23 protein-coding genes are annotated in these 26,072 nt (G+C 67.6%); 17 read left to right on the forward strand and 6 right to left on the reverse strand.

Features of this window, described 5'->3' with window-relative positions; all coding sequences use genetic code 11:
* Positions 1-159: 159 nt before the first annotated feature.
* The 3 genes from BUB20358_RS08430 (at position 160) to yoaA (ending at position 3,506) form a co-directional block, all read left to right on the forward strand.
* Positions 160-912: a hypothetical protein gene (locus tag BUB20358_RS08430; RefSeq protein WP_006764228.1), complete on the forward strand. Its 753-nt coding sequence runs from the start codon at positions 160-162 to the stop codon at positions 910-912.
* Positions 913-988: 76 nt separating this feature from the next.
* Entirely contained in the window at positions 989-1,204 is a 216-nt protein-coding gene (locus tag BUB20358_RS08435; protein ID WP_006764230.1) for an HP1242/YdcH family protein, read from the forward strand.
* Positions 1,205-1,259: 55 nt separating this feature from the next.
* The gene (gene yoaA, locus BUB20358_RS08440; protein WP_006764231.1) at positions 1,260-3,506 is read left to right on the forward strand and encodes a DNA repair helicase YoaA; all 2,247 of its coding nucleotides are present in this window, start codon (positions 1,260-1,262) and stop codon (positions 3,504-3,506) included.
* 113 nt (positions 3,507-3,619) lie between these two features.
* Here yoaA and BUB20358_RS08445 read toward each other — a convergent pair whose 3' ends face one another.
* A complete protein-coding gene (locus BUB20358_RS08445) occupies positions 3,620-4,444 on the reverse strand; it encodes an outer membrane protein assembly factor BamD (RefSeq protein WP_035972293.1) in 825 nt (274 codons plus the stop codon).
* A 41-nt stretch (positions 4,445-4,485) separates the two neighbouring features.
* On the opposite strand from BUB20358_RS08445, the gene BUB20358_RS08450 reads away from it, so the two are divergent.
* The 6 genes from BUB20358_RS08450 (at position 4,486) to phaR (ending at position 11,596) form a co-directional block, all read left to right on the forward strand.
* Positions 4,486-5,688 carry an RluA family pseudouridine synthase gene (locus tag BUB20358_RS08450; protein WP_006764232.1) on the forward strand — a complete coding sequence of 401 codons (1,203 nt, stop codon included), beginning with the start codon at positions 4,486-4,488 and terminating at the stop codon, positions 5,686-5,688.
* A gap of 6 nt (positions 5,689-5,694) precedes the next feature.
* On the forward strand, positions 5,695-6,534 hold the full coding sequence (gene pgeF, locus BUB20358_RS08455) for a peptidoglycan editing factor PgeF (RefSeq protein ID WP_035973345.1): 840 nt from the start codon (positions 5,695-5,697) through the stop codon (positions 6,532-6,534).
* Between the two features lie 361 nt (positions 6,535-6,895).
* Positions 6,896-8,770, forward strand: coding sequence for a class I poly(R)-hydroxyalkanoic acid synthase (phaC, locus tag BUB20358_RS08460; RefSeq protein WP_006764235.1), 1,875 nt, complete (start codon positions 6,896-6,898; stop codon positions 8,768-8,770).
* Between the two features lie 99 nt (positions 8,771-8,869).
* Complete coding sequence (locus BUB20358_RS08465; RefSeq protein WP_006764236.1) at positions 8,870-10,051, forward strand: acetyl-CoA C-acetyltransferase; 1,182 nt, start codon at positions 8,870-8,872, stop codon at positions 10,049-10,051.
* A gap of 117 nt (positions 10,052-10,168) precedes the next feature.
* Entirely contained in the window at positions 10,169-10,909 is a 741-nt protein-coding gene (locus BUB20358_RS08470; protein WP_035972296.1) for a 3-ketoacyl-ACP reductase, read from the forward strand.
* Positions 10,910-11,026: 117 nt separating this feature from the next.
* The gene (gene phaR / locus BUB20358_RS08475) at positions 11,027-11,596 is read left to right on the forward strand and encodes a polyhydroxyalkanoate synthesis repressor PhaR (protein WP_006764238.1); all 570 of its coding nucleotides are present in this window, start codon (positions 11,027-11,029) and stop codon (positions 11,594-11,596) included.
* 298 nt (positions 11,597-11,894) lie between these two features.
* Here the strand turns inward: phaR and BUB20358_RS08480 are convergent, their stop codons facing one another.
* Complete coding sequence (locus BUB20358_RS08480; RefSeq protein WP_006764239.1) at positions 11,895-12,152, reverse strand: hypothetical protein; 258 nt, start codon at positions 12,150-12,152, stop codon at positions 11,895-11,897.
* Between the two features lie 585 nt (positions 12,153-12,737).
* Here BUB20358_RS08480 and rimO point away from each other — a divergent pair.
* The 4 genes from rimO (at position 12,738) to BUB20358_RS08500 (ending at position 17,268) form a co-directional block, all read left to right on the forward strand.
* Positions 12,738-14,099, forward strand: coding sequence for a 30S ribosomal protein S12 methylthiotransferase RimO (rimO, locus tag BUB20358_RS08485; RefSeq protein WP_006764240.1), 1,362 nt, complete (start codon positions 12,738-12,740; stop codon positions 14,097-14,099).
* Positions 14,100-14,102: 3 nt separating this feature from the next.
* Complete coding sequence (locus BUB20358_RS08490) at positions 14,103-15,029, forward strand: sugar kinase (protein WP_006764241.1); 927 nt, start codon at positions 14,103-14,105, stop codon at positions 15,027-15,029.
* A gap of 411 nt (positions 15,030-15,440) precedes the next feature.
* Entirely contained in the window at positions 15,441-15,983 is a 543-nt protein-coding gene (locus BUB20358_RS08495) for a hypothetical protein (RefSeq protein WP_035973346.1), read from the forward strand.
* Positions 15,984-16,086: 103 nt separating this feature from the next.
* Positions 16,087-17,268, forward strand: coding sequence for a cystathionine beta-lyase (locus BUB20358_RS08500; RefSeq protein WP_006764243.1), 1,182 nt, complete (start codon positions 16,087-16,089; stop codon positions 17,266-17,268).
* A 99-nt stretch (positions 17,269-17,367) separates the two neighbouring features.
* On the opposite strand, the gene serB is transcribed toward BUB20358_RS08500, so the two are convergent.
* Complete coding sequence (gene serB / locus BUB20358_RS08505) at positions 17,368-18,213, reverse strand: phosphoserine phosphatase SerB (RefSeq protein WP_006764244.1); 846 nt, start codon at positions 18,211-18,213, stop codon at positions 17,368-17,370.
* Positions 18,214-18,401: 188 nt separating this feature from the next.
* Positions 18,402-19,337, reverse strand: a complete 936-nt coding sequence (locus BUB20358_RS08510) for a LysR family transcriptional regulator (protein ID WP_035972298.1) — start codon at positions 19,335-19,337, stop codon at positions 18,402-18,404.
* Positions 19,338-19,459: 122 nt separating this feature from the next.
* Here BUB20358_RS08510 and BUB20358_RS08515 point away from each other — a divergent pair, with 122 nt between their 5' ends.
* The 3 genes from BUB20358_RS08515 (at position 19,460) to BUB20358_RS08525 (ending at position 21,929) form a co-directional block, all read left to right on the forward strand.
* Complete coding sequence (locus BUB20358_RS08515; RefSeq protein WP_006764246.1) at positions 19,460-20,476, forward strand: zinc-binding alcohol dehydrogenase family protein; 1,017 nt, start codon at positions 19,460-19,462, stop codon at positions 20,474-20,476.
* Between the two features lie 163 nt (positions 20,477-20,639).
* Positions 20,640-21,191 (forward strand): DUF6013 family protein, encoded by a 552-nt coding sequence (locus BUB20358_RS08520; protein ID WP_035972300.1) that lies wholly within the window; start codon positions 20,640-20,642, stop codon positions 21,189-21,191.
* Positions 21,192-21,455: 264 nt separating this feature from the next.
* Positions 21,456-21,929 carry a PliI family lysozyme inhibitor of I-type lysozyme gene (locus tag BUB20358_RS08525; protein WP_035972304.1) on the forward strand — a complete coding sequence of 158 codons (474 nt, stop codon included), beginning with the start codon at positions 21,456-21,458 and terminating at the stop codon, positions 21,927-21,929.
* 37 nt (positions 21,930-21,966) lie between these two features.
* On the opposite strand, the gene BUB20358_RS08530 is transcribed toward BUB20358_RS08525, so the two are convergent.
* Complete coding sequence (locus BUB20358_RS08530; RefSeq protein ID WP_035972306.1) at positions 21,967-22,770, reverse strand: ABC transporter permease; 804 nt, start codon at positions 22,768-22,770, stop codon at positions 21,967-21,969.
* A complete protein-coding gene (locus tag BUB20358_RS08535) occupies positions 22,767-23,468 on the reverse strand; it encodes an ABC transporter ATP-binding protein (RefSeq protein WP_035972308.1) in 702 nt (233 codons plus the stop codon). The genes BUB20358_RS08530 and BUB20358_RS08535 overlap by 4 nt, the downstream gene beginning before the upstream one ends.
* 154 nt (positions 23,469-23,622) lie before the next feature.
* On the opposite strand from BUB20358_RS08535, the gene BUB20358_RS08540 reads away from it, so the two are divergent.
* The gene (locus BUB20358_RS08540; RefSeq protein ID WP_035972310.1) at positions 23,623-25,953 is read left to right on the forward strand and encodes an AsmA family protein; all 2,331 of its coding nucleotides are present in this window, start codon (positions 23,623-23,625) and stop codon (positions 25,951-25,953) included.
* The last annotated feature ends 119 nt before the right edge of the window (positions 25,954-26,072 follow it).

Here is a 26,072-nt window from a genome sequence, read left to right on the forward strand (position 1 = left end):
TCGTGGATGATCTGCCTGCTGAAATCGCGGCGCGGGCGCGAGGCCCGCAGCGGCGGGCCGCGCGACGGGCCCGCGCAAGCCGATGCCGCGGGTGAGTGAAGCGGGGCATTTTGCCATAAATGGCGGAGCGTCCAGCCGGGGGGTGATAGAATTTGACGCATGTCCCGCAGCTTTCCTACGACGTTGCAAACTTCCCGCATTTCTCTCGTCGCGCTTGGCGCAGCGCTTGCCGCCGTTTTGTCCGTCGCGCCTTCCGGCGCGTACGCGCAGGCGTCGGCGGCCGCCGTGCCGGATGCTGCCGACGCGGCGCCGGTGGCCGCTTCCGCCGCACTCGATTTCGATGCCCGTCAAAAAGTGCTCAATCAACGCTCCGCGGAAAACGATTATCGTTATGCGGTGGCCGAACACGATTGCTACAGCAAGTTCTTCGTCAATCACTGTCTCGGCAAGGCGCGCGACCGGATGCGCGAAGAGCGGGCGAGCATTCGCCAGGAGCAGCTGGCGCTCGACGATGAGCAGCGTGCGGTGCGCGCGCAGCAGCGCGACCGGCAGATCGCGTTGAAGCAGGCGCAGAACGAGGCCGAAGCGCCGCAGCGCGCGGCGAACGAGGCGGCGAACGCCGCAGCGTTCCGCGACAAGCAGGAGCAGAATGCACTGAAGCAGGCGCAGCGCGGTGCGGAGGGCCCGCAGCGCGCGGCCAACAAGCAGGCATACGACCAGAAGCAGGCCGACTTCCAGCGCAAGCTCGACGAAGCGCACCGCGAGGCTGCGCAAAAGGCGCAGGAGCGCGCGGAAAACGCCGCGCGCTACGAGCAGAAGCAACGGGAGGCGGCGCAGCACAAGGCCGATGTCGAGCGGCGTCAGCAGGAAGCGGCCGAGAAGGCCAGGCAGCAACAGCAGCAGGGGCAGTAACGTGTTCGATTGATCCGGAAAGCAGTCGTGCGCGTCGGCACGCCAGCCGGCGCGCTGCTTCGATGAGGAGGCGAATATGCAAAACCGTCACGCGGCACAGCAGCAGGAATTGCACAACCGTTTGGCTGCATTGCAGGAACAGCACCAGCAACTCGCTCGGGAGATCGAGCTGAAAGAAGGGCATTCCGATATCGACGACCTCGCGCTGCAAAGGCTGAAGAAGGAAAAGCTGCTCGCCAAAGACAAGATCATCATGCTGCAATCGCAGCTGGAACCGGATAAGCGCGCCTGAGCGCGGCCTGGCAAGCGCCGGGCGCCGCCCGGGTGCTGGAACAGGAACGCTTGCCTTGAATTCACCGCTTGAAGACAACCTCGCTGCCCGGCGCGACGCATCGTCCGCCGGGAGCGCCCGCGCGCCCGAACGCACGTTCGAGCTGAGTCGCAAGCGCGTCGACGAGCTCGACACGATCTTCGGCGAAGGCGGGCTGCTTGCGCGCGCGCTCGACGGCTACCGTCCGCGCGCGTCGCAGATCGAGATGGCGCGCGCGGTCGCGTCCGCGATGGAGGCGTCCGCACGCCGGATGCCGGACCCCGAGATATTCGAAACCCGCAAGCGGCCCGCGCGGCGCCTGGGCGATGGCGACAAGGCGGCCGAAACCAGCGCGGATGCCGCGGCGTCGGCCGACGCCGATCCGGACGCCGGCGACAACACGTTGATCGTCGAGGCTGGCACGGGCACCGGCAAGACCTATGCGTATCTCGTGCCGGCGATGCTGTGGGGCGGCAAGGTGATCGTGTCGACCGGCACGAAGCACCTGCAGGATCAGCTGTTCCTGCGCGACATCCCGACCGTGCGCAACGCGCTCGCCGTGCCGGTGACCGTCGCGATGCTGAAGGGGCGCGCGAACTATCTGTGCCACTACTATCTGCAGCGTACGGCGGACAACGGCCGACTGCCGTCGCGGCAGGACACGGCGTACCTGCAGGAGATCGTCCGTTTCGCGAAGATCACGAAGAGCGGCGACAAGGCCGAGCTCGCGAGCGTGCCGGAGACGGCGCCGGTGTGGTCGATGGTCACGTCGACGCGCGACAACTGCCTCGGCCAGGAATGCCCGCACTACAAGGAATGCTTCGTGATGCAGGCGCGACGCGAAGCGCAGCAGGCCGACATCGTCGTCGTGAACCACCACCTGTTCTTCGCGGACATCATGCTGCGCGACACCGGGATGGCCGAGCTGCTGCCGAACGCGAACACGGTGATCTTCGACGAAGCGCATCAGCTTCCCGAGACCGCGACGCTGTTCTTCGGCGAGACGCTCTCCACCACGCAGATTCTCGAACTCGCGCGCGACACGGTCGCCGAAGGCTTGAGCCACGCGCGCGACGCAGTCGAGTGGGTGAAGCTCGGCGGTGCGCTCGAGCGTGCTGCGCGCGACGTGCGACTCGCGTTCGCGGACGATCAGACCGTGCGCATGTCGCTCGCGCAGCTCGGCGACGATCATCCGCTGTTCGGCGCGCTGGACGCGCTCGAAGGCGCGCTCGATGCGCTGGCGTCGGCGCTCGCCAGCCAGGCGGAGCGCGCGGAATCGCTCGGTGCGTGTCTGCGCCGCGCGCGCGAACTGCAGGATCTGCTGGCCGGCTGGGTCGCGCTCGGCGCGGCCGAAGCGGCGCGGCAAGCGGACGCCGAGGCGTCCGGCGACCAGCCGGCGTCCGACGACGCGAACGAGAAAGTACGCTGGGTCGAGGTGTTCGCACACACGGTTCAACTGCACGAGACGCCGCTGTCGGTCGCGCCGATCTTCGCGAAGCAGCGCGCAGGCGTGCCGCGCGCATGGGTGTTTACGTCGGCGACGCTGTCGGTGCGCGGCGATTTCACGCACTACGCGGCGCAGATGGGGCTCAGTTCGCGCCGCTCGATGACGCTCGCCAGTCCGTTCGACTATCAGACGCAAGGGCTGCTGTACGTGCCGCGCAACCTGCCGCAGCCGTCGTCGCCGGCGTTTACCGATGCGGTGTTCGAAGCCGCGCTGCCGGCGATCGAGGCATCGGGCGGCGGCGTGTTCATGCTGTGCACGACGCTGCGCGCGGTCGACCGGATCGCATCGAAGCTGCGCGACGTGATCGAGTCGCGCGGCTGGAACACGCCGCTGCTCGTGCAGGGCGATGCGAGCCGCACCGAACTGCTGGATCGCTTCCGCGCGTACGGCAACGCGATCCTGGTCGGCAGCCAGAGTTTCTGGGAGGGCGTCGACGTGCGCGGCGACGCGCTGTCGCTCGTCGTGATCGACAAGCTGCCGTTCGCGCCGCCCGACGATCCGGTGCTGGCCGCGCGCCTCGACGCGCTGGCGAAGAAGGGGCTGAGCCCGTTCGCCGTCCATCAGCTGCCGCAGGCGGTGATCACGCTGAAGCAGGGCGCCGGACGGCTGATCCGCGCGGAGACGGATCGCGGCGTGCTGATGATCTGCGACACGCGGCTCGTCGACAAGCCTTACGGGCGGCGGATCTGGCAGAGCCTGCCGCCGTTCAAGCGCACGCGCGAGATCGCGGTCGTGCAGGATTTCTTCGACGAACATCGAGCGGCAAAGCGCGCATGACCGCGAGTGCGGCTCGCGCCGCACGACTGCACGCGGTGCTCGCCGGTTGCGGCGTCGACAAAAAACCCGGCTCGATGGCCGGGTTTTTTTTCATTGGTGCGCGGACGCGTCGTTCAGAACTGCCACCACGACTTCTTCGTGCCCGGACGCGCGTGCCCGGTGATGTACGGGCTGTCGGGGAACGTGCCTGCCAGCACGCGCTTCGTGTCTTCGGCGAGCTGCGGCTGATTCAGCTTGCCGTACGACAGGACCATGATGTGCAGCGCATCCTCGATCGCGGGCGCGCCCTTGTAGTCCTTGATCGCGAGCTGCGCGCGGTTGATCGCTGCGACATATGCGCCGCGCCGATAGTAGTAGTCGGCCGCATGCACTTCGTGCGATGCGAGCGCGTTCACGATGTAGCGCATCCGCGCTGCGGCGTCGGGCGCGTACTTGCTCTTCGGGTAGCGGTCGACCACGACCTTGAACGCGTCGTACGACTCGCGCAGCGCCTGCGGATCGCGCTCGCTCATGTCCTGGCCGGAGAAGCGGCCGAACAGGCCGAGATCGTCGTTGAAGTGGATCATCCCCTTCAGGTAGTACGCGTATGCGATATCGGGATGATCGGGGTGAAGCTGGATGAAGCGGTCGACGGCCTGATCGGCGGCGGCGATCTCGTTGTCCTTCCAGTTGCAGTACGCGACGTTGATCTGCGCCTGCTGCGCGAAGTGGCCGAACGGATCGCGGCCCTGCAGCGCTTCGAAATATTTCGCGCACTTGCCCCAGTCGCCGCCGGACAGGGCGTCCTGGGCCTCTGAGTATAATTTGTTGTTCGACCAGGTAGCCGTCTCGTCCTGCTTCTGCGGCAAGCCGTGGCAGCCGGCGATGAGGGCCGCGGCCGCTACCGCCGCAGCCCGGGCGGCGACGGTTCTGGCCGTACGTGTGGTCGAATTCATCATGCTCGCATGTCCTAGCTTCAAGTCTCGGTGACCCAGTCTAAATGACCCGTTCAAGTTCGCAGAATGCCCAGCCGGGCAAGTCAAATCGCGAAGATTATAGCCCAAGCGATCGGCCCGCCGACGCTGCCCCCGGGGATTCCCTCGACGACGATCTCACTGCCGACGCGTTGCAGCCGCCCGCGAAGCCGGCCGCGGGCGACGACGCGCCGCGCATCGTCGCCGTACCTGCCTCGCTCGCCGGCGAGCGCCTCGACAAGGCGCTCGCGCAACTCTTTCCCGAATTTTCCCGCAGTCGTCTGCAGAGCTGGATCGACGCGCAGCGCGTGCGCATCGACGGCGCGCCGGCGAAGATCCGCCAGCCGGTGCCGCTCGGTGCGACGATCGAGCTCGTGCCCGACTTGCTGCCCGAACAGCTCGCGTTCACGCCGGAGCCGGTGCCGCTCGACGTCGTGTACGAGGACGACGCGCTCGTCGTGATCAACAAGCCGGCCGGCGTCGTCGTGCATCCGGCGGCCGGCAACTGGAGCGGCACGATCCTCAACGGGCTGCTGCATCGCTACGGCGACGCGGCAGCCGGGCTGCCGCGCGCGGGGATCGTCCATCGGCTCGACAAGGAGACGTCGGGGCTGATGGTCGTCGCGCGCACGCTCGCCGCGCAGACCGATCTCGTGCGGCAGCTGCAGGCGCGCACCGTGAAGCGCCGCTATTTCGCGCTCGTGTGGGGCACGATGCCCGAAGCGGGGACGATCGATGCGCCGATCGGCCGCGATCCGCGCGAGCGTACGCGCATGGCCGTCGTCACGGGGGCGTCGGGCAAGCCCGCGCGTACGCACTTCCGCACCGTCGACACATGCGTGTGGCAACGTCAGCCGGTGTCGGCGATCCAGTGCGATCTCGAAACGGGCCGCACGCACCAGATCCGCGTGCACTGTTCGCATGTCGGCCATCCGTTGCTCGGCGATCCCGTGTACGGGCGTGCGCGCGGCAAGCGTTCGGTCACGCCGCTGCCGGACGGGTTCGCTCGGCAGGCGCTGCACGCATGGCGGCTCGGGCTGGTCCATCCGGTCACCGGCAAGGCGATGCAGTGGCGCTGCCCGCTGCCGGACGACATGAATGCGCTCGTCGCGGCGCTCGGCTTCGGGCAGGGCGACGATGAATTCGACGACGAGGACGATGTCTACGACGATGACGATTTCGGCGGCGACTATCACGATGCGCAGTACCTGGATGACGAGGAGGAGTAAGTGTCGATGACGAATCCGGCGCCATTGAGCTGGCACGACTGCGTGCGGCCCGACTGGCACGTGTCGCCGCGCGTGCGCGCGCTCGTGACGACGCGCAACGGCGGCGTGAGCGAAGGGCCGTACGGACGCTGGCACGACGGCGAGACGCTGCCTGGCGGGATGAACCTCGGCCTGCATACCGGCGACGATCCCGCACACGTGGCCGAGAACCGCGCGCGATTGCTTGCGCTCGCGGGGCAGCGAAGCGCGGCGTGGCTCGAGCAGGTTCACGGCGCGCACATCGTGCGCGCGGACGAAGTCATTGCGGCGGCGCCCGCCGCCACCGGGCCGGTGCGGGCCGACGCGAGCGTCACGGATCGGGCCGGCGCCGTTTGCGTCGTGATGGTCGCCGACTGCATGCCTGTGCTGCTGTGCGATGCGCACGGTCGCGCGGTCGGCGCTGCGCATGCGGGCTGGCGCGGGCTCGCGGCCGGCATCGTCGAGCAGACGGCGGCGCGCGTCGCCGCGCTCGCCGGTGCGGCGACGACGGAGCTGCGTGCGTTCCTCGGGCCGGCGATCGGCCCGACGGCGTTCGAGGTCGGCGCCGACGTGCTGGACGCGTTCCTCGACACGGCCGAACAGTCGGAGCATGATGACACGCGGCGCGCGTTCGTCGCGGTCGACGGCGCGCCCGGCAAGTTTTTCGCCGATCTCGCTGCGCTCGCGCGCCTGCGTCTCGCGCGTGCGGGCGTCACGCACATCCGCGGCGGCGATGCGTGCACGGTCAGCGACCCGGCGCGTTTCTACTCGTACCGGCGCGACCGCGTGACAGGCCGGATGGCGGCGGCGATCTGGCTCGCCGACTGATGCCGCGTGCATGCCGACGCGGTTTGCTGTCCTGCAAAATCGAGTTATCCCGATATTCGGACGGCAATGCCGCGCGGTATGCGCATTCGAATGAAATATTGCGAAGTCAAGCTGATCGAAATGTTTTATGTTTCGCCGAAAGCCTTGTCCCGCCTGTCGCGCGCCGATTATTGCCGCGTCGAAATGATCAGGCGTTTGACGCTGCGCTTCACATGGGGAAAACGATAATGATAAAAATACCGCACTGCGGCAGAATCTGGAGACGCTTCTCCAGAGCATGACGGCCCGGCTCGCTGCCGGCATGCCGCGCCGCGAGCAGGATTTCACGATTGACGCTCAGGAATCACCGGTAAGGCAGGTAATGACAGCATCGAAAAATTCGTCGACGTCCGCTCAGGCGGGCACTTCCGCGGGCAGTGCCGGATCCGGTCCCGCTGCCCAGCCGATGCAGCAATTGCAGCAGATGTTCGACGCATGGCTGAACGCGTGGCGCGGTTTCGCGGACCCGGCGCGCGCCGCGACTGCGCCGGCTGCGGTGAATCCATTCGCGACGTTCCAGTTTCCGCAGTCGTTTCCGTTTCAGATGCCGGCGATGCCGGACTTCGGCGGCGTCGCGTCGCCGTTCGCCGGGCTGAAGCTGCCCGTCGCCGCGATTCCGCCCGAACGGCTTCAAGCGCTGCAGGCCGACTATGCGCGCGACTGCATCGCGCTGATGCAGCAGGCCACCGCCGCGAAGCTCGAATCTCCCGAACTGAAGGACCGCCGTTTCAGCGGCGACGCGTGGAAGTCGTCGCCCGCGCACGCATTCGCGGCCGCGTGGTATCTGCTGAACGCGCGCTATCTCCAGGAACTGGCCGACGCGCTCGAAACCGATCCGAAGACGCGCGAGCGGATCCGTTTCACGGTGCAGCAATGGACGGCCGCGGCCGCGCCGAGCAACTTCCTCGCACTCAATCCGGACGCGCAGAAATCGATTCTCGACACGCAGGGCGAAAGCCTGCGTCAGGGGATGATGAACCTGCTCGGCGATCTGCAGCGCGGCAAGATTTCGCAGACCGACGAATCGCAGTTCGTCGTCGGCAAGAATCTCGGCTGTACCGAAGGCGCGGTGGTCTACGAGAACGACCTGATCCAGCTGATCCAGTACGCGCCGAAGACGGACAAGGTGTTCGAGCGGCCGCTGCTGATCGTGCCGCCGTGCATCAACAAGTTCTACATCCTCGATCTGCAGCCGGAAAACTCGCTCGTCGCGCATGCGCTGTCGAACGGTCATCAGGTGTTCCTCGTGTCGTGGCGCAACGCGGACGCATCGGTCGCGCACAAGACGTGGGACGACTACATGAACGAAGGGCTGCTCGCCGCGATCGACGCGGTACAGCAGATCAGCGGCCGCGAGCAGATCAACACGCTCGGCTTCTGCGTCGGCGGCACGATGCTCGCGACCGCGCTCGCGGTGCTGGCCGCGCGCGGCGAGCATCCGGCCGCATCGATGACGCTGCTCACCGCGATGCTCGATTTCTCGGATACGGGGATTCTCGACGTGTTCGTCGACGAGGCGCACGTGCAGATGCGCGAGCAGACGATCGGCGGCAAGAACGGCTCGCCGCCGGGGCTGATGCGCGGCGTCGAGTTCGCGAACACGTTCTCGTTCCTGCGGCCGAACGATCTCGTGTGGAACTACGTCGTCGACAACTACCTGAAGGGCCGCACGCCTGCGCCGTTCGATCTGCTGTACTGGAACAGCGACTCGACGAGCCTGCCGGGGCCGATGTACGCGTGGTATCTGCGCAATACGTATCTCGAGAACAAGCTGCGCGAGCCGGGCGCGCTGACCGTGTGCGGCGAGCCGGTCGACCTGTCGCGCATCGACGTGCCGACCTTCATCTACGGCTCGCGCGAGGATCACATCGTGCCGTGGCAGACGGCTTACGCGTCGACGTCGATCCTGACGGGCCCGCTGAAGTTCGTGCTCGGCGCGTCGGGCCACATCGCGGGCGTGATCAATCCGCCCGCGAAGAAGAAGCGCAGCTACTGGGTCAACGAGAACGATCTGCCCGAATCGGCGGACGACTGGTTCGCGGGCGCAACCGAGCAGCCGGGCAGCTGGTGGCCGACGTGGGTCGAGTGGCTCGACCAGTACGGCGGCCGCAAGGTCGCGCCGCCGGCGCAGCCGGGTTCCGCGCAGTTCCCGGTGATCGAGCCGGCGCCGGGCCGCTACGTGTTGCAGCGCGATTGACGAAAACCGGACAGCGGCGCACGCTGTCCGCCGCACCGCAGTTTTTTTAACAGGGCCGGTAACGGCGCGCCGTGTCGTGCGGGCCCGGAGGAAACGGAAATGACGGATGTAGTGATCGTATCGGCCGCGCGGACCGCGGTCGGCAAATTCGGCGGCTCGCTCGCGAAGATCGCGGCGCCCGAGCTTGGCGCGACGGTGATCCGCGCGGTGCTGGAGCGTGCGGGCGTGCAGCCCGATCAGGTCAGCGAAGTGATCATGGGGCAGGTGCTGACGGCCGGCTCAGGGCAGAACCCGGCGCGCCAGTCGCTGATCAAGGCCGGGCTGCCGAGCGCGGTGCCGGGGATGACGATCAACAAGGTGTGCGGCTCGGGGCTCAAGGCGGTGATGCTGGCGGCCAACGCGATCGTCGCGGGCGACGCGGAGATCGTCGTGGCCGGCGGCCAGGAGAACATGAGCGCGACGCCGCACGTGCTGCCGGGCTCGCGCGACGGGTTCCGGATGGGCGACGCGAAGCTGGTCGACACGATGATCGTCGACGGGCTGTGGGACGTGTACAACCAGTACCACATGGGGATCACCGCGGAGAACGTCGCGAAGGAATACGGAATTACGCGCGAAGAGCAGGACGCGTTCGCGGCGCTGTCGCAGAACAAGGCGGAAGCCGCACAGAAGGCGGGCCGCTTCGCCGACGAAATCGTGCCGGTGTCGATTCCGCAGCGCAAGGGCGAGCCGGTGCAGTTCGCGACCGACGAGTTCGTGCGTCACGGCGTGACGGCCGAGTCGCTCGCGGGGCTGAAGCCGGCGTTCGCGAAGGACGGCACGGTGACGGCGGCGAACGCGTCGGGGATCAACGACGGTGCGGCGGCGGTGCTGGTGATGTCGGCGCAGAAGGCCGCGGCGCTCGGGCTCACGCCGCTTGCGCGGATCAAGGCGTACGCGAACGCGGGCGTGGATCCGAGCGTGATGGGCATGGGTCCGGTGCCGGCGTCGCGGCGCTGTCTGGAGCGCGCGGGCTGGACGCCGGGCGATCTGGACCTGATGGAGATCAACGAGGCGTTCGCCGCGCAGGCGCTGGCGGTGCACAAGCAGATGGGCTGGGACACGTCGAAGGTGAACGTGAACGGCGGCGCGATCGCGATCGGTCATCCGATCGGCGCGTCGGGCTGCCGGATTTTGGTGACGCTGCTGCACGAGATGGCCAGGCGCGATGCGAAGCGCGGGCTGGCGTCGCTGTGCATCGGCGGCGGGATGGGCGTCGCGCTGGCGGTCGAGCGTCCGTAAGCGACGCTCGACCGTCGCCGAAGCACGATCCGGCGCCGGCCGATGGCGGCTTCGGCCGGCGCGCGTGAAGTCGGAGGGCTGCCGGTAGCCCTCGAAATCAAAAATGGAGTGAGATTTATGTCTCAGCGAATTGCGTACGTAACGGGCGGGATGGGCGGCATCGGCACCAGCATCTGCCAGCGTCTGTCGAAAGACGGCTTCAAGGTGGTCGCAGGCTGCGGCCCGAACTCGCCGCGCCGCGCGAAATGGCTCGAGGAGCAGAAAGCGCTCGGGTACGACTTCATCGCGTCTGAAGGCAACGTCGGCGACTGGGACTCGACCAAGGCAGCCTTCGACAAGGTCAAGGCCGAAGTCGGCGAGATCGACGTGCTGGTCAACAACGCGGGCATCACGCGCGACGTCGTGTTCCGCAAGATGACGCACGAGGACTGGACCGCCGTGATCGACACCAACCTGACGAGCCTGTTCAACGTGACGAAGCAGGTGATCGACGGAATGGTGGAGCGCGGCTGGGGCCGAATCATCAACATTTCGTCGGTGAACGGCCAGAAAGGCCAGTTCGGCCAGACCAACTACTCGACCGCGAAGGCCGGCATCCACGGCTTCACGATGGCGCTCGCGCAGGAAGTCGCGACGAAGGGCGTGACGGTCAATACCGTGTCGCCGGGCTACATCGGCACGGACATGGTGAAGGCGATCCGTCCGGACGTGCTCGAGAAGATCGTCGCGACGATTCCGGTGCGACGTCTCGGCACGCCGGAAGAAATCGGCTCGATCGTCGCATGGCTCGCATCGAACGATTCGGGCTTCGCGACGGGTGCCGACTTCTCGCTGAACGGCGGCCTGCACATGGGCTGAACGCCGGGCTGCGCGGGCCTCGCGGCCCGCACGGCCGGGCGTGTCCGAAGGCCCCCGCCGCCCGGAGCCGGGCGGCGGGGTTCGTCACTTGCGCTACGCTGCACTCAAAGGCGTTACATGACTACTACAAAGAAGACGGCCGAACGGCTCATCAAGAAGTACCCGAACCGCCGGCTCTACGATACCGAGACGAGCACGTACATTACGCTGACCGACGTAAAGCAGCTCGTGCTGGAACAGGAGGACTTCAAGGTCGTCGATGCGAAATCCAACGAAGACCTGACGCGCAGCATTCTCCTGCAGATCATTCTCGAAGAGGAAAGCGGCGGCGTGCCGATGTTCTCGTCGTCGATGCTGTCGCAGATCATCCGTTTCTACGGTCATGCGATGCAGGGGATGATGGGCACGTATCTGGAAAAGAACATCCAGGCGTTCATCGACATCCAGAACAAGCTCGCGGATCAATCGAAGAACCTGTACGAGAACAATGCGATGAATCCGGAGATCTGGTCGCAGTTCATGAACATGCAGGCGCCGATGATGCAAGGGATGATGACGAGCTACATCGAGCAATCGAAGAACATGTTCGTGCAGATGCAGGAGCAGATGCAGAACCAGGCGAAGTCGATGTTCAGCACGTTCCCGTTCAAGCAGCCGGGCGCGTCGTCGGAGCCCGAGAAGAAGTAACCGTCTTGCGGCGGGCCGGCCGTCGCGGGCTGCGACGCCGGCCGAGCGCCGCCGCGACGCGCATGCAATGCGATGCGGCCGGCCGTGCGTTCGAGCACGGTGCGTGCGGCCGCGACTTGTCCGAAACCGTCGGCTCAAGATCGTTCATGATCATCGGCGTCGAGCGTCGCGACGCTCGACAATGCGGGCGACGCGTCGCCCGAGCGTTCGATATCCGCTCCACGTACGAACGAAGTGCGGCACATATCGCGCGTGCCGCCCCGCACGCGGCGGGTTCGTGTCAGCCGCGTTTCCCCTTTCACGGTTCCGAGCTGATGTCCTGCGGATAATCGTCCGGAGGCGGCAGGTCAAGGACGAGCTTGACCGCGCTGTAGTTCGCCTTCAGCGAAAACACGCGGCCGATCACGAGAAACGTCTGACGCGCATTCTCGAGCTCGACGAAGTCGCCGGGCTGCGGCACGTGCGCGCCCTGGTCGTACGAAAAGCTCGTACTGGTTTGCTCGTCGATGACTTCTGCAGCGTGCTCGGTGAACTCGATCGTGATGTGGGTGGTCATGCGGGCCCCGTCGAATGGATGGAAGAGAAGAGTGCAGGCGTCGATTCTCGCATAGCGGCCGCCCGCGTCATCGTGATTCCCGCTCGCGGGATTGCGTCAGGCGAGCGGCGCCGTCGTCGCGAAAGCGGGGCGGCTGCAGATTTCGTCGCCGGACGGCTAAGGTTCGCGGATCCGCTGCCGTTATCGCCTGAGGACAGACCTCGTGCCTCGACTGTCTGGCGTTCGTGCCCGCTCGCGTTCTGCGCGAGCGGGCTATTTTCGTTTCGGGGCGGGATCGTCGGGCCTTTTCGTTCGCGCGCAGCGTGTATACGGGGCCGGGCTGAAGCAGTCCGTTTGATCCGGCCGAATGACGGTGTGGGTGTGCCGCGTGAGCGTACATGTCGGCGGACGTGACGGCAGCCCGGACGGCCGCGGCTTGCCGTGTCCGTGCGCGGGCAACACGGGAAGCGTCGCGCTCCGGTCACGGAGCATATGCGGCGGGCGCTCATCACGCCGCGTCCGCACGGCGGCGTCAGCCGTTTTTTGCCTCCCCGACCCATAAATGGCTGTAAACTCACGCTTTTGCTGCCACGCCCCCCATTCCCGATGTCCCAATCCCCGAAAGTAGGGTTCGTTTCGCTCGGTTGCCCGAAAGCGCTCGTCGACTCCGAACAGATCATCACCCAGCTGCGCGCCGAAGGTTATGAAATTTCCGGCACCTACGACGGCGCCGACCTCGTCGTCGTCAACACCTGCGGCTTCATCGACGAGGCCGTACAGGAGAGCCTCGATGCGATCGGCGAAGCGCTGACCGAAAACGGCAAGGTGATCGTCACCGGCTGTCTCGGCGCGAAGAAGAGTGCGAGCGGCTCGGGCCTGATCGAGGAAGTGCATCCGAAGGTGCTCGCGGTTACCGGCCCGCATGCGGTCGGCGAAGTGATGCAGGCGGTGCACTCGCATCTGCCGAAGCCGCACGATCCGTTCGTCGACCTCGTGCCGGCCGCCGGCATCAAGCTCACGCCGCGCCACTACGCGTACCTGAAAATCTCCGAAGGCTGCAACCACCGCTGCACGTTCTGCATCATCCCGTCGATGCGCGGCGATCTCGTGTCGCGTCCGGTCGCCGAAGTGATGCTCGAAGCCGAGAACCTGTTCAAGTCGGGCGTGAAGGAACTGCTCGTGATCTCGCAGGACACGAGCGCGTACGGCGTCGACGTGAAGTACCGCACGGGTTTCTGGAACGGCAAGCCGATCAAGACGCGCATGACGGACCTGGTCGCCGCGCTCGGCGAGCTGGCCGCGCAGTACGGCGCGTGGGTGCGCCTGCACTACGTGTATCCGTATCCGAGCGTGGACGAAGTCATCCCGCTGATGGCGGAAGGCCCGTTCAAGGGCCACGTACTGCCGTATCTCGACGTGCCGTTCCAGCACGCGCATCCCGAAGTGCTGAAGCGGATGAAGCGTCCGGCGAACGCCGAGAAGGTGCTCGAGCGCGTGCAGAAGTGGCGCGAGATCTGTCCGGACCTGACGATCCGCAGCACGTTCATCGCCGGCTTCCCGGGCGAAACGGAAGCGCAGTTCGACACGCTGCTCGACTTCATCCGCGAAGCGGAACTCGATCGCGTCGGCTGCTTCGCGTACTCGCCGGTCGAAGGCGCAACCGCGAACGAGCTGGACGGCGCGCTGCCGGACGAGGTTCGCGAAGCGCGACGCGCACGCTTCATGGAAGTAGCCGAGGAAGTGTCGGCGAAGCGCATCCAGCGCAAGGTCGGCAAGACGCTGAAGGTGCTGATCGACGAGGTCGGCGACGAAGGCGGCATCGGGCGCACGGCGGCGGACGCGCCGGAAATCGACGGCGTCGTCTACGTCGAGCCGGCGGCCAAGGCGTCGAAGCGCTACAAGGTCGGCGATTTCGTGTCGGTGAAGATCACCGGCGCCGACGGCCACGATCTGTGGGGCGAGGTCTAAGCGATGCGTGCAGCCTTTCCGGACATCCTCGCGCTCGGCGAGGCGATGATCGAGTTCAATCAGTCGCAGCCGGGCCGTCCGGAATTCCTGCAGGGCTTCGGCGGCGACACGTCGAACTTCTGCATCGCCGCTGCGCGTCAGGGCGCGGCGACCGGCTTCGTGTCGGCGATCGGCGACGATCCGTTCGGCCGGCTGCTGATCGACATGTGGACCGCCGAACGCGTCGACACGACCTACGTGCGGATCGACCGCTGCGCGCCGACCGGCGTGTATTTCGTCACGCACGGTCCGCAGGGTCATCAGTTCGACTATCTGCGCGCCGGTTCCGCGGCGAGCCGCTATTCGACGGCCGACCTGCCGCTCGACGCGCTGGCCGCTGCGAAGGCCGTGCATCTATCGGGCATCAGCGTCGCGATCAGCACGGCTGCATGCGATGCCGCGTTCGCGGCGATCGATCACGCGCGCCGCCACGGCGCGAAGGTCACGTTCGATACGAACCTGCGGCTCAAGCTGTGGCCGCTGCCGCGCGCGCGAGCCGTGATGCGCGAAGCGCTGCGCCAGACCGACATCTGCCTGCCGAGCTGGGACGACGTGACGGCGCTCACCGGCGCGAACGATCGCGATGCGATCGTCGACGCGATGCTCGAACACGGGCCGCAGATCGTCGCACTGAAGCTCGGCAAGGAAGGCGCGTACGTCGCGACGCCGAACGAGCGGCGCGTCGTGCCGGGCTTCGCGGTCGAGGCCGTCGACGCGACGGGTGCCGGCGACTGTTTCGGCGGCGCGTTCGTCGCGCGGATCGTCGCCGGAGACGATCCGTTCACGGCCGCGCGTTATGCGAACGCGGCCGCCGCATTGTCGACGACCGGCTACGGTGCGGTCGCGCCGATTCCGCACCGCGATGCGGTCGAGCGGTTGTTGCGCGGCTGACGCGGACGCGTGCGAATCGTGTCGCCGCGTGTCGCTGCACACTCGACGGCGTCGGTCCGGCGTACGTTGTAGCTGCGGCGCATCGGTTACGACGCGCGACGCGCAAGCGAGCAGGGCCGACGAGTCGCTGTCGGCGTGAAGAAGCGTTCATTGGCCGCGCACCGGGCGCGGCATCGCAGGAACCCGGCGCGGCCCGACAACGCGAACCCGCACGGCGGCGACGTTTCGGTCGACCGACCGGTCGACGCGACATGAGCGGCGCGCCGATCGCGGTCGACGCGTCGCCCGCACCGCAGCGCGTCGGCCGCGCGTTATGCACGCGTCATGCGCGCGTGACGATATGCATCCGCGGCGGTCGACGCATCGTTCGCCGCGATTGTCGGAACGGATCTGAAGCAAGGAGCAATGCACGTGGGTCGATATTCGGAATGGCAGCGCGCGCTGGTCGTCGGATGCGCGCTGACGGCGGGCATCGCGATGCCGCGCGCGGTCGTCGCGCAGCCGGCGGCAGGTGTGCAGCAGGAAGACGAACCGGCGCCCGCGCGGCCGCTGCGCCCGAATCCGGAATTCGCGCAGCTGCCGCGTTACGAAGGCACGCTCGGCGATCGGCCGATCGTCGTGCATCTCGGTCCAAAAACCGACGAAGAAGGCGTGCACGGCGAATACCAGTTCGCGGATACCGGCGAAGTGGTGCTGCTCGCCGGCGATCGCGACGGCGACACGCTCGAGATCGAGGAATCGAACGACGGGACCAACATCACCGGCGTGTGGATCGGCCGCTTCGACGCAACGGGCGACCTGAAGGCGGACCGGATGAACGCGGACGAGTCGGATCCGCAGCCCGTCGTGCTGCGCGTCGCGCCGGGCACGCGCGCGGCGCTGCAGGTGCGCGACGGCCGCGTGCAGGAGATCGAGACGGTCGGCGGCATCGTGAATCTGCGTACCGAAAATTGAGCGCGTGCTGGCTCGGTGTGCGCGGCGCGCATTGTACCGGGCCACACGCGCCGAATTTGGCTAATCTACCGACATATTCCGCAACCGTACGGCCTTTCCTGTCATGACTGCATCCCGTTCCAAGCGCGCACTGCAAACCCGCATTGTTCAACCCGACGACGCGATTCCGGAAGGCTTTCGCTCGTTCGTGCCGCCGGTCGCGCGCGCGTCGACGGTCGTGTTCCCCGATCTCGCGACGATGCGCCGGCTCGACTGGCGCAACGACAACCAGTGGCGCTACGGGCTGCACGCGACGCCGACGTCGCTCGCGCTCGCGCAGCGGCTCGCCGACATCGAGGGCGGCACGCACGCGCTGCTGCAGCCGTCGGGCCTCGCGGCGATCATGAACGTGTACTTCGGCGTCGTGAAAGCGGGCGACGACGTGCTGATTCCGCACAACGTCTACGGACCGAACGCCGATTTCGGCAACTGGCTCGCGAAGGATTTCGGCATCACCGCGCGTTTCTACGATCCGCTCGTCGGCGCGGACATCGACGCGCTGATCCAGCCGAATACGCGATTGATCTGGCTCGAGGCGCCCGGCTCGGTCACGATGGAAGTGCCCGACGTGCGTGCGATCACGGCGGCCGCGCGTGCGCGCGGGATCGTCACGGCGATCGACAATACGTATTCGGCCGGGCTCGCGTTCAAGCCGTTCGAGCATGGCGTCGACATCTCGGTACAGGCGCTGACCAAATACCAGTCCGGCGGCAGCGATCTGCTGATGGGCGCGACGATCACCGCGAACGCCGATCTGCATGCGCAACTGAAGCTCGCGCGGATGCGTTGCGGGATCGGCGTGTCGGTCGACGATTGCTCGCTCGTGCTGCGCAGCCTGCCGACCATGCAGGTGCGCTTCGACGCGCACAGCAAGAGCGCACTCGCACTCGCGCAATGGTTGAAGACGCGGCCCGAAATCGCGGCGGTGCTGCATCCGCAGCTGCCCGATTGTCCGGGGCACGCGTCGTTCGTCCGCGACTTCACCGGCGCGGGCGGGCTGTTCTCGGTGGTGTTCGACGCGCGCTACAGCGCGGAGCAGGTCGACCGCTTCGTCGAGGCGCTCGAACTGTTCGCGATCGGCTGGAGCTGGGGCGGCGCATGCAGTCTCGCGATGCCTTACGACGTTGCGTCGATGCGTCCGAACTGGCCGCATCGCGGCACGCTGGTGCGCTTCTACGTCGGTCTCGAGGACGAAGCCGACCTGCGCGCGGACATCGAACGCGCGATGCAGGCGGCGCTCGGCTGATCGCTCAGGCGGAACGCATTCCCGAAAAAACGAAACGCCGGCGCGATGCGGATCGCGCCGGCGTTTTTTCGTGCGCGGCTCGTGCGTTCGTCCTGCGCGTCAGAACAGCCGCAGCAGCCCGTCGAGGCCGACGTGGTCGAACGCGACCGTCGCGCCGTCGCGCACGACGGGCTTCGCGTGATAGGCGACCGACAATCCGGCTTGCGCCATCATCTTCAGATCGTTCGAGCCGTCGCCCATCGCGATCGCGCGGTTCGGCGCGATGCCGAGCGATGCGCACGTGTCGCGCAGCAGCCGCGCCTTCACGTCGCCGTTGACGATTTCGCCGAGTACGCGGCCGGTCAGCTTGCCGTCGACGATTTCAAGCGTATTGGCATGCGCGTAGTCGAGCCCGAGGCGCGCCTTCAGCCGCTCGGCGAAGAACGTGAAGCCGCCCGACACGAGCAGCGTTTTCAGCCCGGCAGCTTTCACGGCGGCGAGCATCGTCTCCGCGCCCGGCGACAGCTGCAGCCGCTCGTCGTACACGCGCTCGAGCGCCTGCGCATCGAGGCCGGCGAGCAGCGCGACGCGGCGCGTGAGGCTCTCGTTGAAGTCGCGGATTTCGCCGCGCATCGCGGCTTCGGTGATCTCGGCGACCTGCGTCTTCAGCCCGCAGAAGTCCGCGATTTCGTCGATGCACTCGATCGTGATCAGTGTCGAATCCATGTCCATGACGACGAGTCCGAAGTCGCCGAGCGTGAGGCCGGCGTCGACGAACCCGAAATCGAGCGCATGCGTGCCGCAGTAGGCGTCGATGTCGGCGCGCTGTGCCGGGTTCGCGTTCTCGATGCGCAGCGCGTGCGCGTCGGTCTGCACGATACGGGTGCCGCGCGACAGCGCGAGCAGCGGTTTGTGATGCGCGTCCGACAGCGGCGCGAGGCTCTGGATGACGAGGTTCTGGGTCATGACGGGATGGCTGGAAGCGAATGAAACGCATGGGCGGCGGCATGCGGCCGCCTGCGCGCGCGGGCCCGGTGCGGCGTCGGGCCCGCGCGTCGCGAACGCGCCATTGTAGCCGGTCGGCCGCGTGCGGCGGGCAGCGGCGGTACGAAACGGCAAGCCGACTCGGCGCTCGCCGTTGCCGGCGACGCGCGCTAGCGGCCGTCCGTGCGATCCCAATACGGCGGATCGCCGAAGTGTTCGGCCAGAAACGAGATGAACGCGAGCGTCTTCAGCGGCACGTGCGCGCGGCTCGGATAGACGGCCCAGATCGCGACGTCGTCCGCGAGCGGATAGTCGGCGAGCACCGGGACGAGCTCGCCGGTCGCGAGCAGCGGACCGACGTCCCACGTCGACTTGATCGCGATGCCGAAGCCGTCGACGAGCGCTTCGCGGATCGCCTCGCCGTTGCTCGCGACGAGCCGGCCGCCGACGCGTATCGTCAGCGGCCCTTGCGGCGTCACGAACGACCAGTCGCGCTGATCGCCGAGGATCACGCATTCGTGCTGCGCGAGATCGGCCGGATGGCGCGGCGCGCCGTGTTTCGCGAGATACGCGGGCGAGCAGCAGACGACGCGGCGGTTGGCCGCGAGCTTGCGCGCGACGAGCGTCGAGTCCTTCAGCGCGCCGAGGCGGATCGCGACGTCGTAGCCTTCGTCGACGAGATCGACGATCTCGTCGGACAGCCGCAGATCGAGCGACACGGACGGATACCGGCGCAGGAACGCGGGAATCACGGGCGCGACGTGCTGGCGGCCGAACGACGACGACATCGACACCTTCAGCTTGCCGTACGGCTCCGTGCGTCCATGACCGACCGATGCGCGCGCGGCGTCCGCGGCGGACAGCAGCGCTTCGGCGCGCGCGATGAACACTTCGCCGTCCTGCGTGAGGCTGATGCGGCGGGTGGTGCGGTGCAGCAGCCGCGCACCGAGCTGGCGCTCGAGCTGCGCGATGCGCGCGCTCGCGACCGCGGCCGATACGCCGAATTCGCGCCCGGCCGCGCTGACGTTCGCGAGCAGCGCCGCGCGGACGAACAGCGCGACGTCGAGCAAATCGAGCGGCTTGTCGGGAGCCGGATCGGAGCGCATTGTTTGGGAATTCCTGAAAATGTTTCAGGAAATATAGCGGTTTTCTGAAAAGATCGGGCGACCTACGATGACGTTCGCAGGGCCGCGCCGCGGCCCGCCGATTTCCAGTAAGGAGTGTGACGATGAAAGCCGTTGGATTGACCCGCTATCTGCCGATCGACGATCCGCAAGCGTTGCTCGACGTGGACCTGCCGCAGCCGGTGCCGGGCCCGCACGATCTGCTCGTGAAGGTCGAGGCGATTTCCGTGAATCCGGTCGACACGAAAGTGCGCGCGCCGAAGCCGCAGGTCGAGGACACGCCGCGTGTGCTCGGCTGGGATGCGGCCGGCACGGTCGTCGCGGTCGGCGCCGAGGTCACGCTGTTCCGGCCCGGCGACGAAGTGTTCTACGCGGGCAGCATCACGCGCCCGGGCGCGAACAGCGAATTCCATACGGTCGACGAGCGCATCGCCGCGCTGAAGCCGCGTACGCTCGACTTCGCCGCATCGGCCGCGCTGCCGCTGACCGCGCTGACCGCATGGGAAGCGCTGTTCGACCGGCTGCGCGTGTCGCCGCAGGGCGCGGACGCCGGCAAGTCGGTGCTGATCATCGGCGGTGCGGGCGGCGTCGGCTCGATCGCGATCCAGCTCGCGAAGACGCTCGGCAAGCTGCACGTGATCGCGACCGCGTCGCGTCCGGCGTCGGCGGAATGGGTGCGCTCGCTCGGCGCGGACCAGGTGGTCGACCATTTCGGCGATCTGCCTGCGCAGCTGCGCGACGCCGGCCATGCGAACGTCGACTACGTGCTGATCTTCAACGACACCGACCATCATTTCCCGGCGGCAGCCGAAGTGATCCGGCCGCAGGGCGGCATCTGCACGATCGTCGAGAATGCGAAGCCGGTGCCCGTCGAACTGCTGAAGGCGAAGAGCGCGGCGTTTCACTGGGAATTCATGTTCACGCGTGCAATGTTCGAGACGCTCGACATGATCGAGCAGCACCGGATTCTGACGGAGGTCGCACGGCTCGTCGACGGCGGCACGCTGCGCACGACGGTCGGCGAGCAGCTCGGCACGATCAACGCCGCGAACGTGCGGCGTGCGCACCAACTGCTCGAAGGCGGCCGTGCGATCGGCAAGCTGGTGCTGAGCGGCTTCTGAGCCGGCCCGCGTCGCGCGTAACGGCCGCGGCATCGCGAGCGCAAGCGGGGTAACACCCGATGCGTTCGCGACGCATTGCGTGCCGCTTGGCGGTAGACTGGCAGCGCATCATGCATCGAAAACCGCGCGGCATGCGCGTGCCGCCGCATACAAGGAGGTCAGCATGAGCCAACGCAGTCTGTCAGTCGCCGTATCGTGGTCGGCCGTGTTCGCGGCGGCATGCATCAGTGCCGGCGCATTCGCGGCGCCGCCGGTCAAGGGGAGCCTGAAGGGCGGCGGCACGGGGCAGCTCGAATACACGGTCAAGGTCGATTCGAAGACCTTCGGCGCCATGCAGGAAACCCGCAAGATCCGCTCGGGCGAGACGGACGACTTCAACTGGAAGTCGGTGCCGCCGAGCGGCGCGATCGCGATGCCGGACGGCTGCCCGAACGCCGACAACCTGCCGCGCGACGCGAACGGCGCGATGGTGCGTCAGACGCAGGTGCGGCTCGCGCCGTCCGTCGACGCGAAAGGCACTGCGAACGTGCAGATGAGCTTCCAGGCGGCCGCGCCGAAAGGCGCGCGCAGCGTGACGGCCGGCGGCAAGACGCTGCAATGCCCGGACGTCGTGTCCGTGAGCCAGGTGAAGTGGGTATCGATTCCGACCAACGGCGGATCGAAGTCCGTCACGATGAGCGACGGCACGAAGGTCACGGTATCGATCAAGCACTGAACGCTGCGCGCGCCCGCACGCCGTCCGGTGCGTGCGCAACGGATTGCTCGCGTGGCGCGGCGGCGCGAATTCGCGTCGCCTGCCCGAAACACGTGCGGCGGGGCGCGCCGCGTTCATCGCGCTTTTTCCGAAGCCCGATCGCCGTCGCCGCGCAGCCGCATTGCAGCCGCGAGCGCATCGCAAGCGTGCGGCATTGCGCGTGACGTCGTGCCGACGTCACGCTATCCTCTCCGACATCGTCCACCTTCCCGGAAAGACATCCCGATGAAACATCGACTGCGCGCGTTGCTGTTGGCCGCTGCGTTCGTCGCCGCGCACGCACAGGCGGCCGACGACTGCAGCTTCGTGAAGAAAGTCGATCTGCCGTCGCGGCGCCAGGCGATCGTCGTGTCGAGCGGCGCGCTCGAACCGTGTTCGATCGGCAGCTATGCGGTGCGCATGTACTCGACGGCGGACACCGGCCCAGGCTTCGATACGGACGATTACGTGACCGGCGTACTGCATGCGCGCGACGGCACCGTGAGCGATGCGTTCGTCGCCGACCTCGGCCCGCGCGCGTCGCAGGCGCTCGTCGTGACGACGCGCTCGGCCGGCAGCGGCGGCTATGTCGGCGCGCAGGCGTACGTGACGACGCCGCGCGCCGTGACGCTCGTCGCGTCCGTCGACGGGCTCGCGCCCGACGCGGACGTCGTCGCCGCGCTGCGGCAGGCGATCGTCAAGCGTCGCACGGCCCGCTGATTGCGCGCGACCGGTTCGCGCACGCGCACGGCGCGCGTCAACGCGCGCGCTCTTCGAGCCGCGACGCGAGAAAGCGGTGATCGGCGGAGAACAGTCGCCGATAGGTCATCAGCACCGCACCGACGGTGCCGAGCGCGGACGCCGCCGCGATCAGGAACATGATCACGATCTGGTAGCGCACGGCCTGCAGCGGCGACTGCCCGGCCAGCACCTGACCGGTCATCATGCCCGGCAGGCTGACGACGCCGACGACCGCCATCTGGTTCAGCGTCGGCACCATGCCCGCGCGCACGGCCTGGCGCGCGGCATCCTGCGCGGCTTCCCAGCGCGTCGCGCCGAGCGCGAGCGCCGTCTCGACGCGGTCGCGGCGCGCGGTGAGTTCCTCCATCATCCGCTCGACGCCGAGCGACACGCCGGTCAGCGTATTGCCGAGAATCATCCCGAGAATCGGGATCGCATACTGCGGCTCGAACCACGGATGAATGCGGATCACGACGAACAGGCCGATCGCCGCGACGACCCAGCTGCTGAACCAGATCGACGCGATGCTGTCGACCCGCTGCCCGCGGTACGTGCGCTTGCCGCGCGCCGCGCCTGCGAAGCCGGCGATCAGCGTCATCAGCGCGGTGAGCGGCAGCACGACATACCAGTGCGGATGACCGAACACCCAGCCGAGCACGTAGCCGATCGCGAGCAGCTGAACGACGGTCCGTGCGGCCGCGAGCGCGAGCTTGCGGCCGAGACCGAGCGACAACGCGGCCGAGATCGCGCCGTTGATCGCGACGAGCGCGGCGGCGATGCCGACGTCGACGAGGCTCAGGTCCTGCAGTGCGGGGCTCATTGCACGGTCTCCGCCGGGCCGGCCGCGCGCAGCACGCCGGCCTGCATGACGAACCGCGTCGTCGAAATGCGCGCCGCCTGTTCCGGGTCGTGCGAGATCCACATGTACGCGCGTGCGTCCGGCGCCGCATCGAACCATGCGTCGACGAGCGCTTCGATCGCGCGCGTCGACTCGGGGTCGAGCGCGGACGTCGGCTCGTCGAGCAGCAGCACGTCCGGATCGAGCTGCAGCACGCGCAACAGCGCGGCGATCTGCGCTTCGCCGCCCGACAGCTCGCTCGCACGCTTGTCGAGAAAATCGGTGCCGCGGCCCGCGCGTGCGGCGAGCGTTTCCGCGCGTGCGCGATCGAACGCGACGTCGCGATAGACGGCCAGCGAATACGGATAGCGCAGCTGCGCTTCGACGGTGCCGTCCATCTGCGCGGGCCGCTGACGCACGTACGCGACGCTGCGCCGGTAGCGCGGAATCGCGCTGCGGCGGATGCGCTGCCCGCGCCACAGGATCCGGCCGCCGTCAAGCGGATCGAGCAGCGCGAGCGCGCGCAACAGCACGCTCTTGCCCGATCCGGACGGTCCGGTGATAGCAATTCGCGATCCTGCCGCGACGCTGAAGTCGGTCGGCGCGAGCAGCGTCTTGCCGCTGCTCGCGTCGCGTCGCGCGATCTGCTGCGCGTCGATGAGGCCGGTGGGGACGGTCATGTCAAAAGTGAAAAAAAGCGTTAATGGCGCCGGGGCGGCGCGATGGCGTGCGCCATAATACCGACTGAAAAGCTCGCGCGCGCCGTGCGCCATGGGTTACGCAAGCGGCCCGGCATCGCGCGGCTACACTGCAGAACAACAACACGGAACGGCCATGACGCTAACCCGAGCCATCGGCAAATCGGCTGCATGGATCGTCGGTATCGTCGCGGTGATCATCGCGGCGGCCGTCGTCTTTCTCGTCACGTTCGACTGGAACCGCGCGAAGCCGTGGGTCAACGAACAGGTGAGTGAAGCGCTCGGCCGTCCATTCGCCATCAACGGCGATCTGAAGGTCGACTGGCGGCGGCCGGCCGGCGAAACGGGCTGGCGCGCATGGCTGCCGTGGCCGCGGCTCTCGGCCACGCAGCTCGAAATCGGCAATCCCGACTGGGCGAAGGCGCCCAAATTCGTCACGCTCGACGCCGCGCATTTCGATGTCGCGATCCTGCCGCTGCTTGCGCACGAGATCGTGATTCCGTCGATCGACGTCGTCAATCCGACGGTCGACCTCGAGCGGCTCGCCGACGGCCGCAACACGTGGACGTTCCAGTTCAGGCACGGCGCGCAGCCTTCGCGATGGAAGGTGCGGCTCGACAGCTTCGGCTTCGCGAAGGGCACCGTCACGTATCGCGACGCGATCACGAAGGCCGATCTGACGATCGCGATCGACACGCTCGGCCAACCGATTCCGCTCGGCGACGTGCTGAAGGAGCAGGAACGAAAATCGCTCGCGGCGTCGACCGAGCGGGTCGGCAAGCGCGGTGCCGCGCAGCTCGGCGCGGGCGCGAATGCGCGCGCGAACGCGGGTTCGGGCGCTTCCGCCGCGCGCAGCGGGAGCGCGGCGGCGTCTTCCGGTGCGGCGGCTGCTTCGTCGGGGTCCGTGCCGACTGGCGCCGGTGCGTCTTCGGCATCGTTCGCGTCTTCAACGTCTTCCGCATCTTCCGCATCGACGGCCGCGCCCGTCTCCGGCGCATCCGGCACTGCGGCGCCCGCGAAGGCGAAGGCGAACGACCCGACGTACGCGTTAGGGCTGAAGTTCAACGGCCGCTACAAGGGTGTGCCGATCGACGGCACCGGCAAGGTCGGCGGCGTGCTGGCGATCCAGAACACGTCGCAACCGTTCCCGCTGCATGCGGACGTGAAGGCCGGCGACACGCGGCTCGCGATCGTCGGTACGCTGACCGATCCGATGCATCTGGCCGCGCTCGATCTGCGGCTGTGGCTGCAGGGCACGTCGATGTCGCATCTCTACCAGCTCACCGGCATCACGCTGCCCGACACGCCGCCGTACGCGACCGACGGGCATCTGATCGGCAACATCAGGCAGAACGCGAGCACGTTCCGCTACGAGAATTTCCACGGCCGCGTCGGCGGCAGCGATCTGGCCGGCACGCTGACGTACGCGCAGCGCGAGCCGCGCCCGAAGCTGTCCGGCGAACTCGTGTCGAACCTGCTGCAGTTCTCCGATCTCGCGCCGGTGATCGGCGCGGACACGGCCGCGAGCAAGGCGAAACGCGGCGACACGACGCGGCAGCCGCCCGAGCGCGTGCTGCCGGTCGAGACGTTCCGCACCGAGCGCTGGCGCGCGCTCGACGCGGACGTCAAGTTCACCGGCCGCAAGCTGATCAAGAGCGCGAATCTGCCGATCACGAACCTCTATACGCACATCGTGATGCAGGACGGCGTGCTGTCGCTCGAACCGCTGCAATTCGGCGTCGCGGGCGGCACGTTGTCGACGAACGCGCATCTGGACGGCAGCCGCACGCCGCTGAAAGGGCGCTTCACGATCGCCGCGCGGCATCTGAAGCTCAAGCAGCTGTTCCCGACGCAGAAGGTGATGCAATCGGCGCTCGGCGAGATCAACGGCGACGCGTCGCTGTCCGCGACCGGCAATTCGCCGGCGGCGCTCGCGGCGACCTCGAACGGCGAAGTGAAGGCGCTCGTGACGGACGGCCGCATCAGCCTGCTGCTGATGGAGGCGGCCGGGTTGAACGTCGCGAACGTCGTCTACGAGAAGCTGTTCGGCAATCGCGACGTGAAGATCAACTGCGCGGCGATCGACTTCGTCGCGACCGACGGGATCCTCGACACGAAGGTATTCGCGTTCGACACCGACGATGCGCTGATCAACATCGACGGCCCGATCAACCTGCGCGACGAAACGCTCGACCTGAAGATCCATCCGCATACGAAGGGATTCCGGATCTTCTCGCTGCGCTCGCCGCTGTACGCGAAGGGCACGTTCAAGAATCCGAAAGTCGGCGTCGAGGCGGGCGCGCTCGCGCTGCGCGCGGGCGCCGCGGTCGGGCTCGGCCTGATCAATCCGTTCGCGGCGCTGATTCCGTTGATCGCGCCGAGCAACAACAAGGACGTGCCGTGTTCGCAGCTGTTCGCGCAGATGAAGGCGAAGGCGCCGCAGAAGCCGGCGAATGCGGCGAAGTGACGCGTAGCGCGGTACGGCGGCGGTCGACGTCGGGCGGCGGCCGCGTCGCCGGCCGCGACCGCGTCGCATCCGGCTGCTGCGGCCGACCGGCGGCCATGGCCGGCGGGTGTGCGTCGCCC

It is taken from the genome of Burkholderia dolosa, assembly GCF_902499135.1.
Lineage (GTDB): Bacteria > Pseudomonadota > Gammaproteobacteria > Burkholderiales > Burkholderiaceae > Burkholderia > Burkholderia dolosa.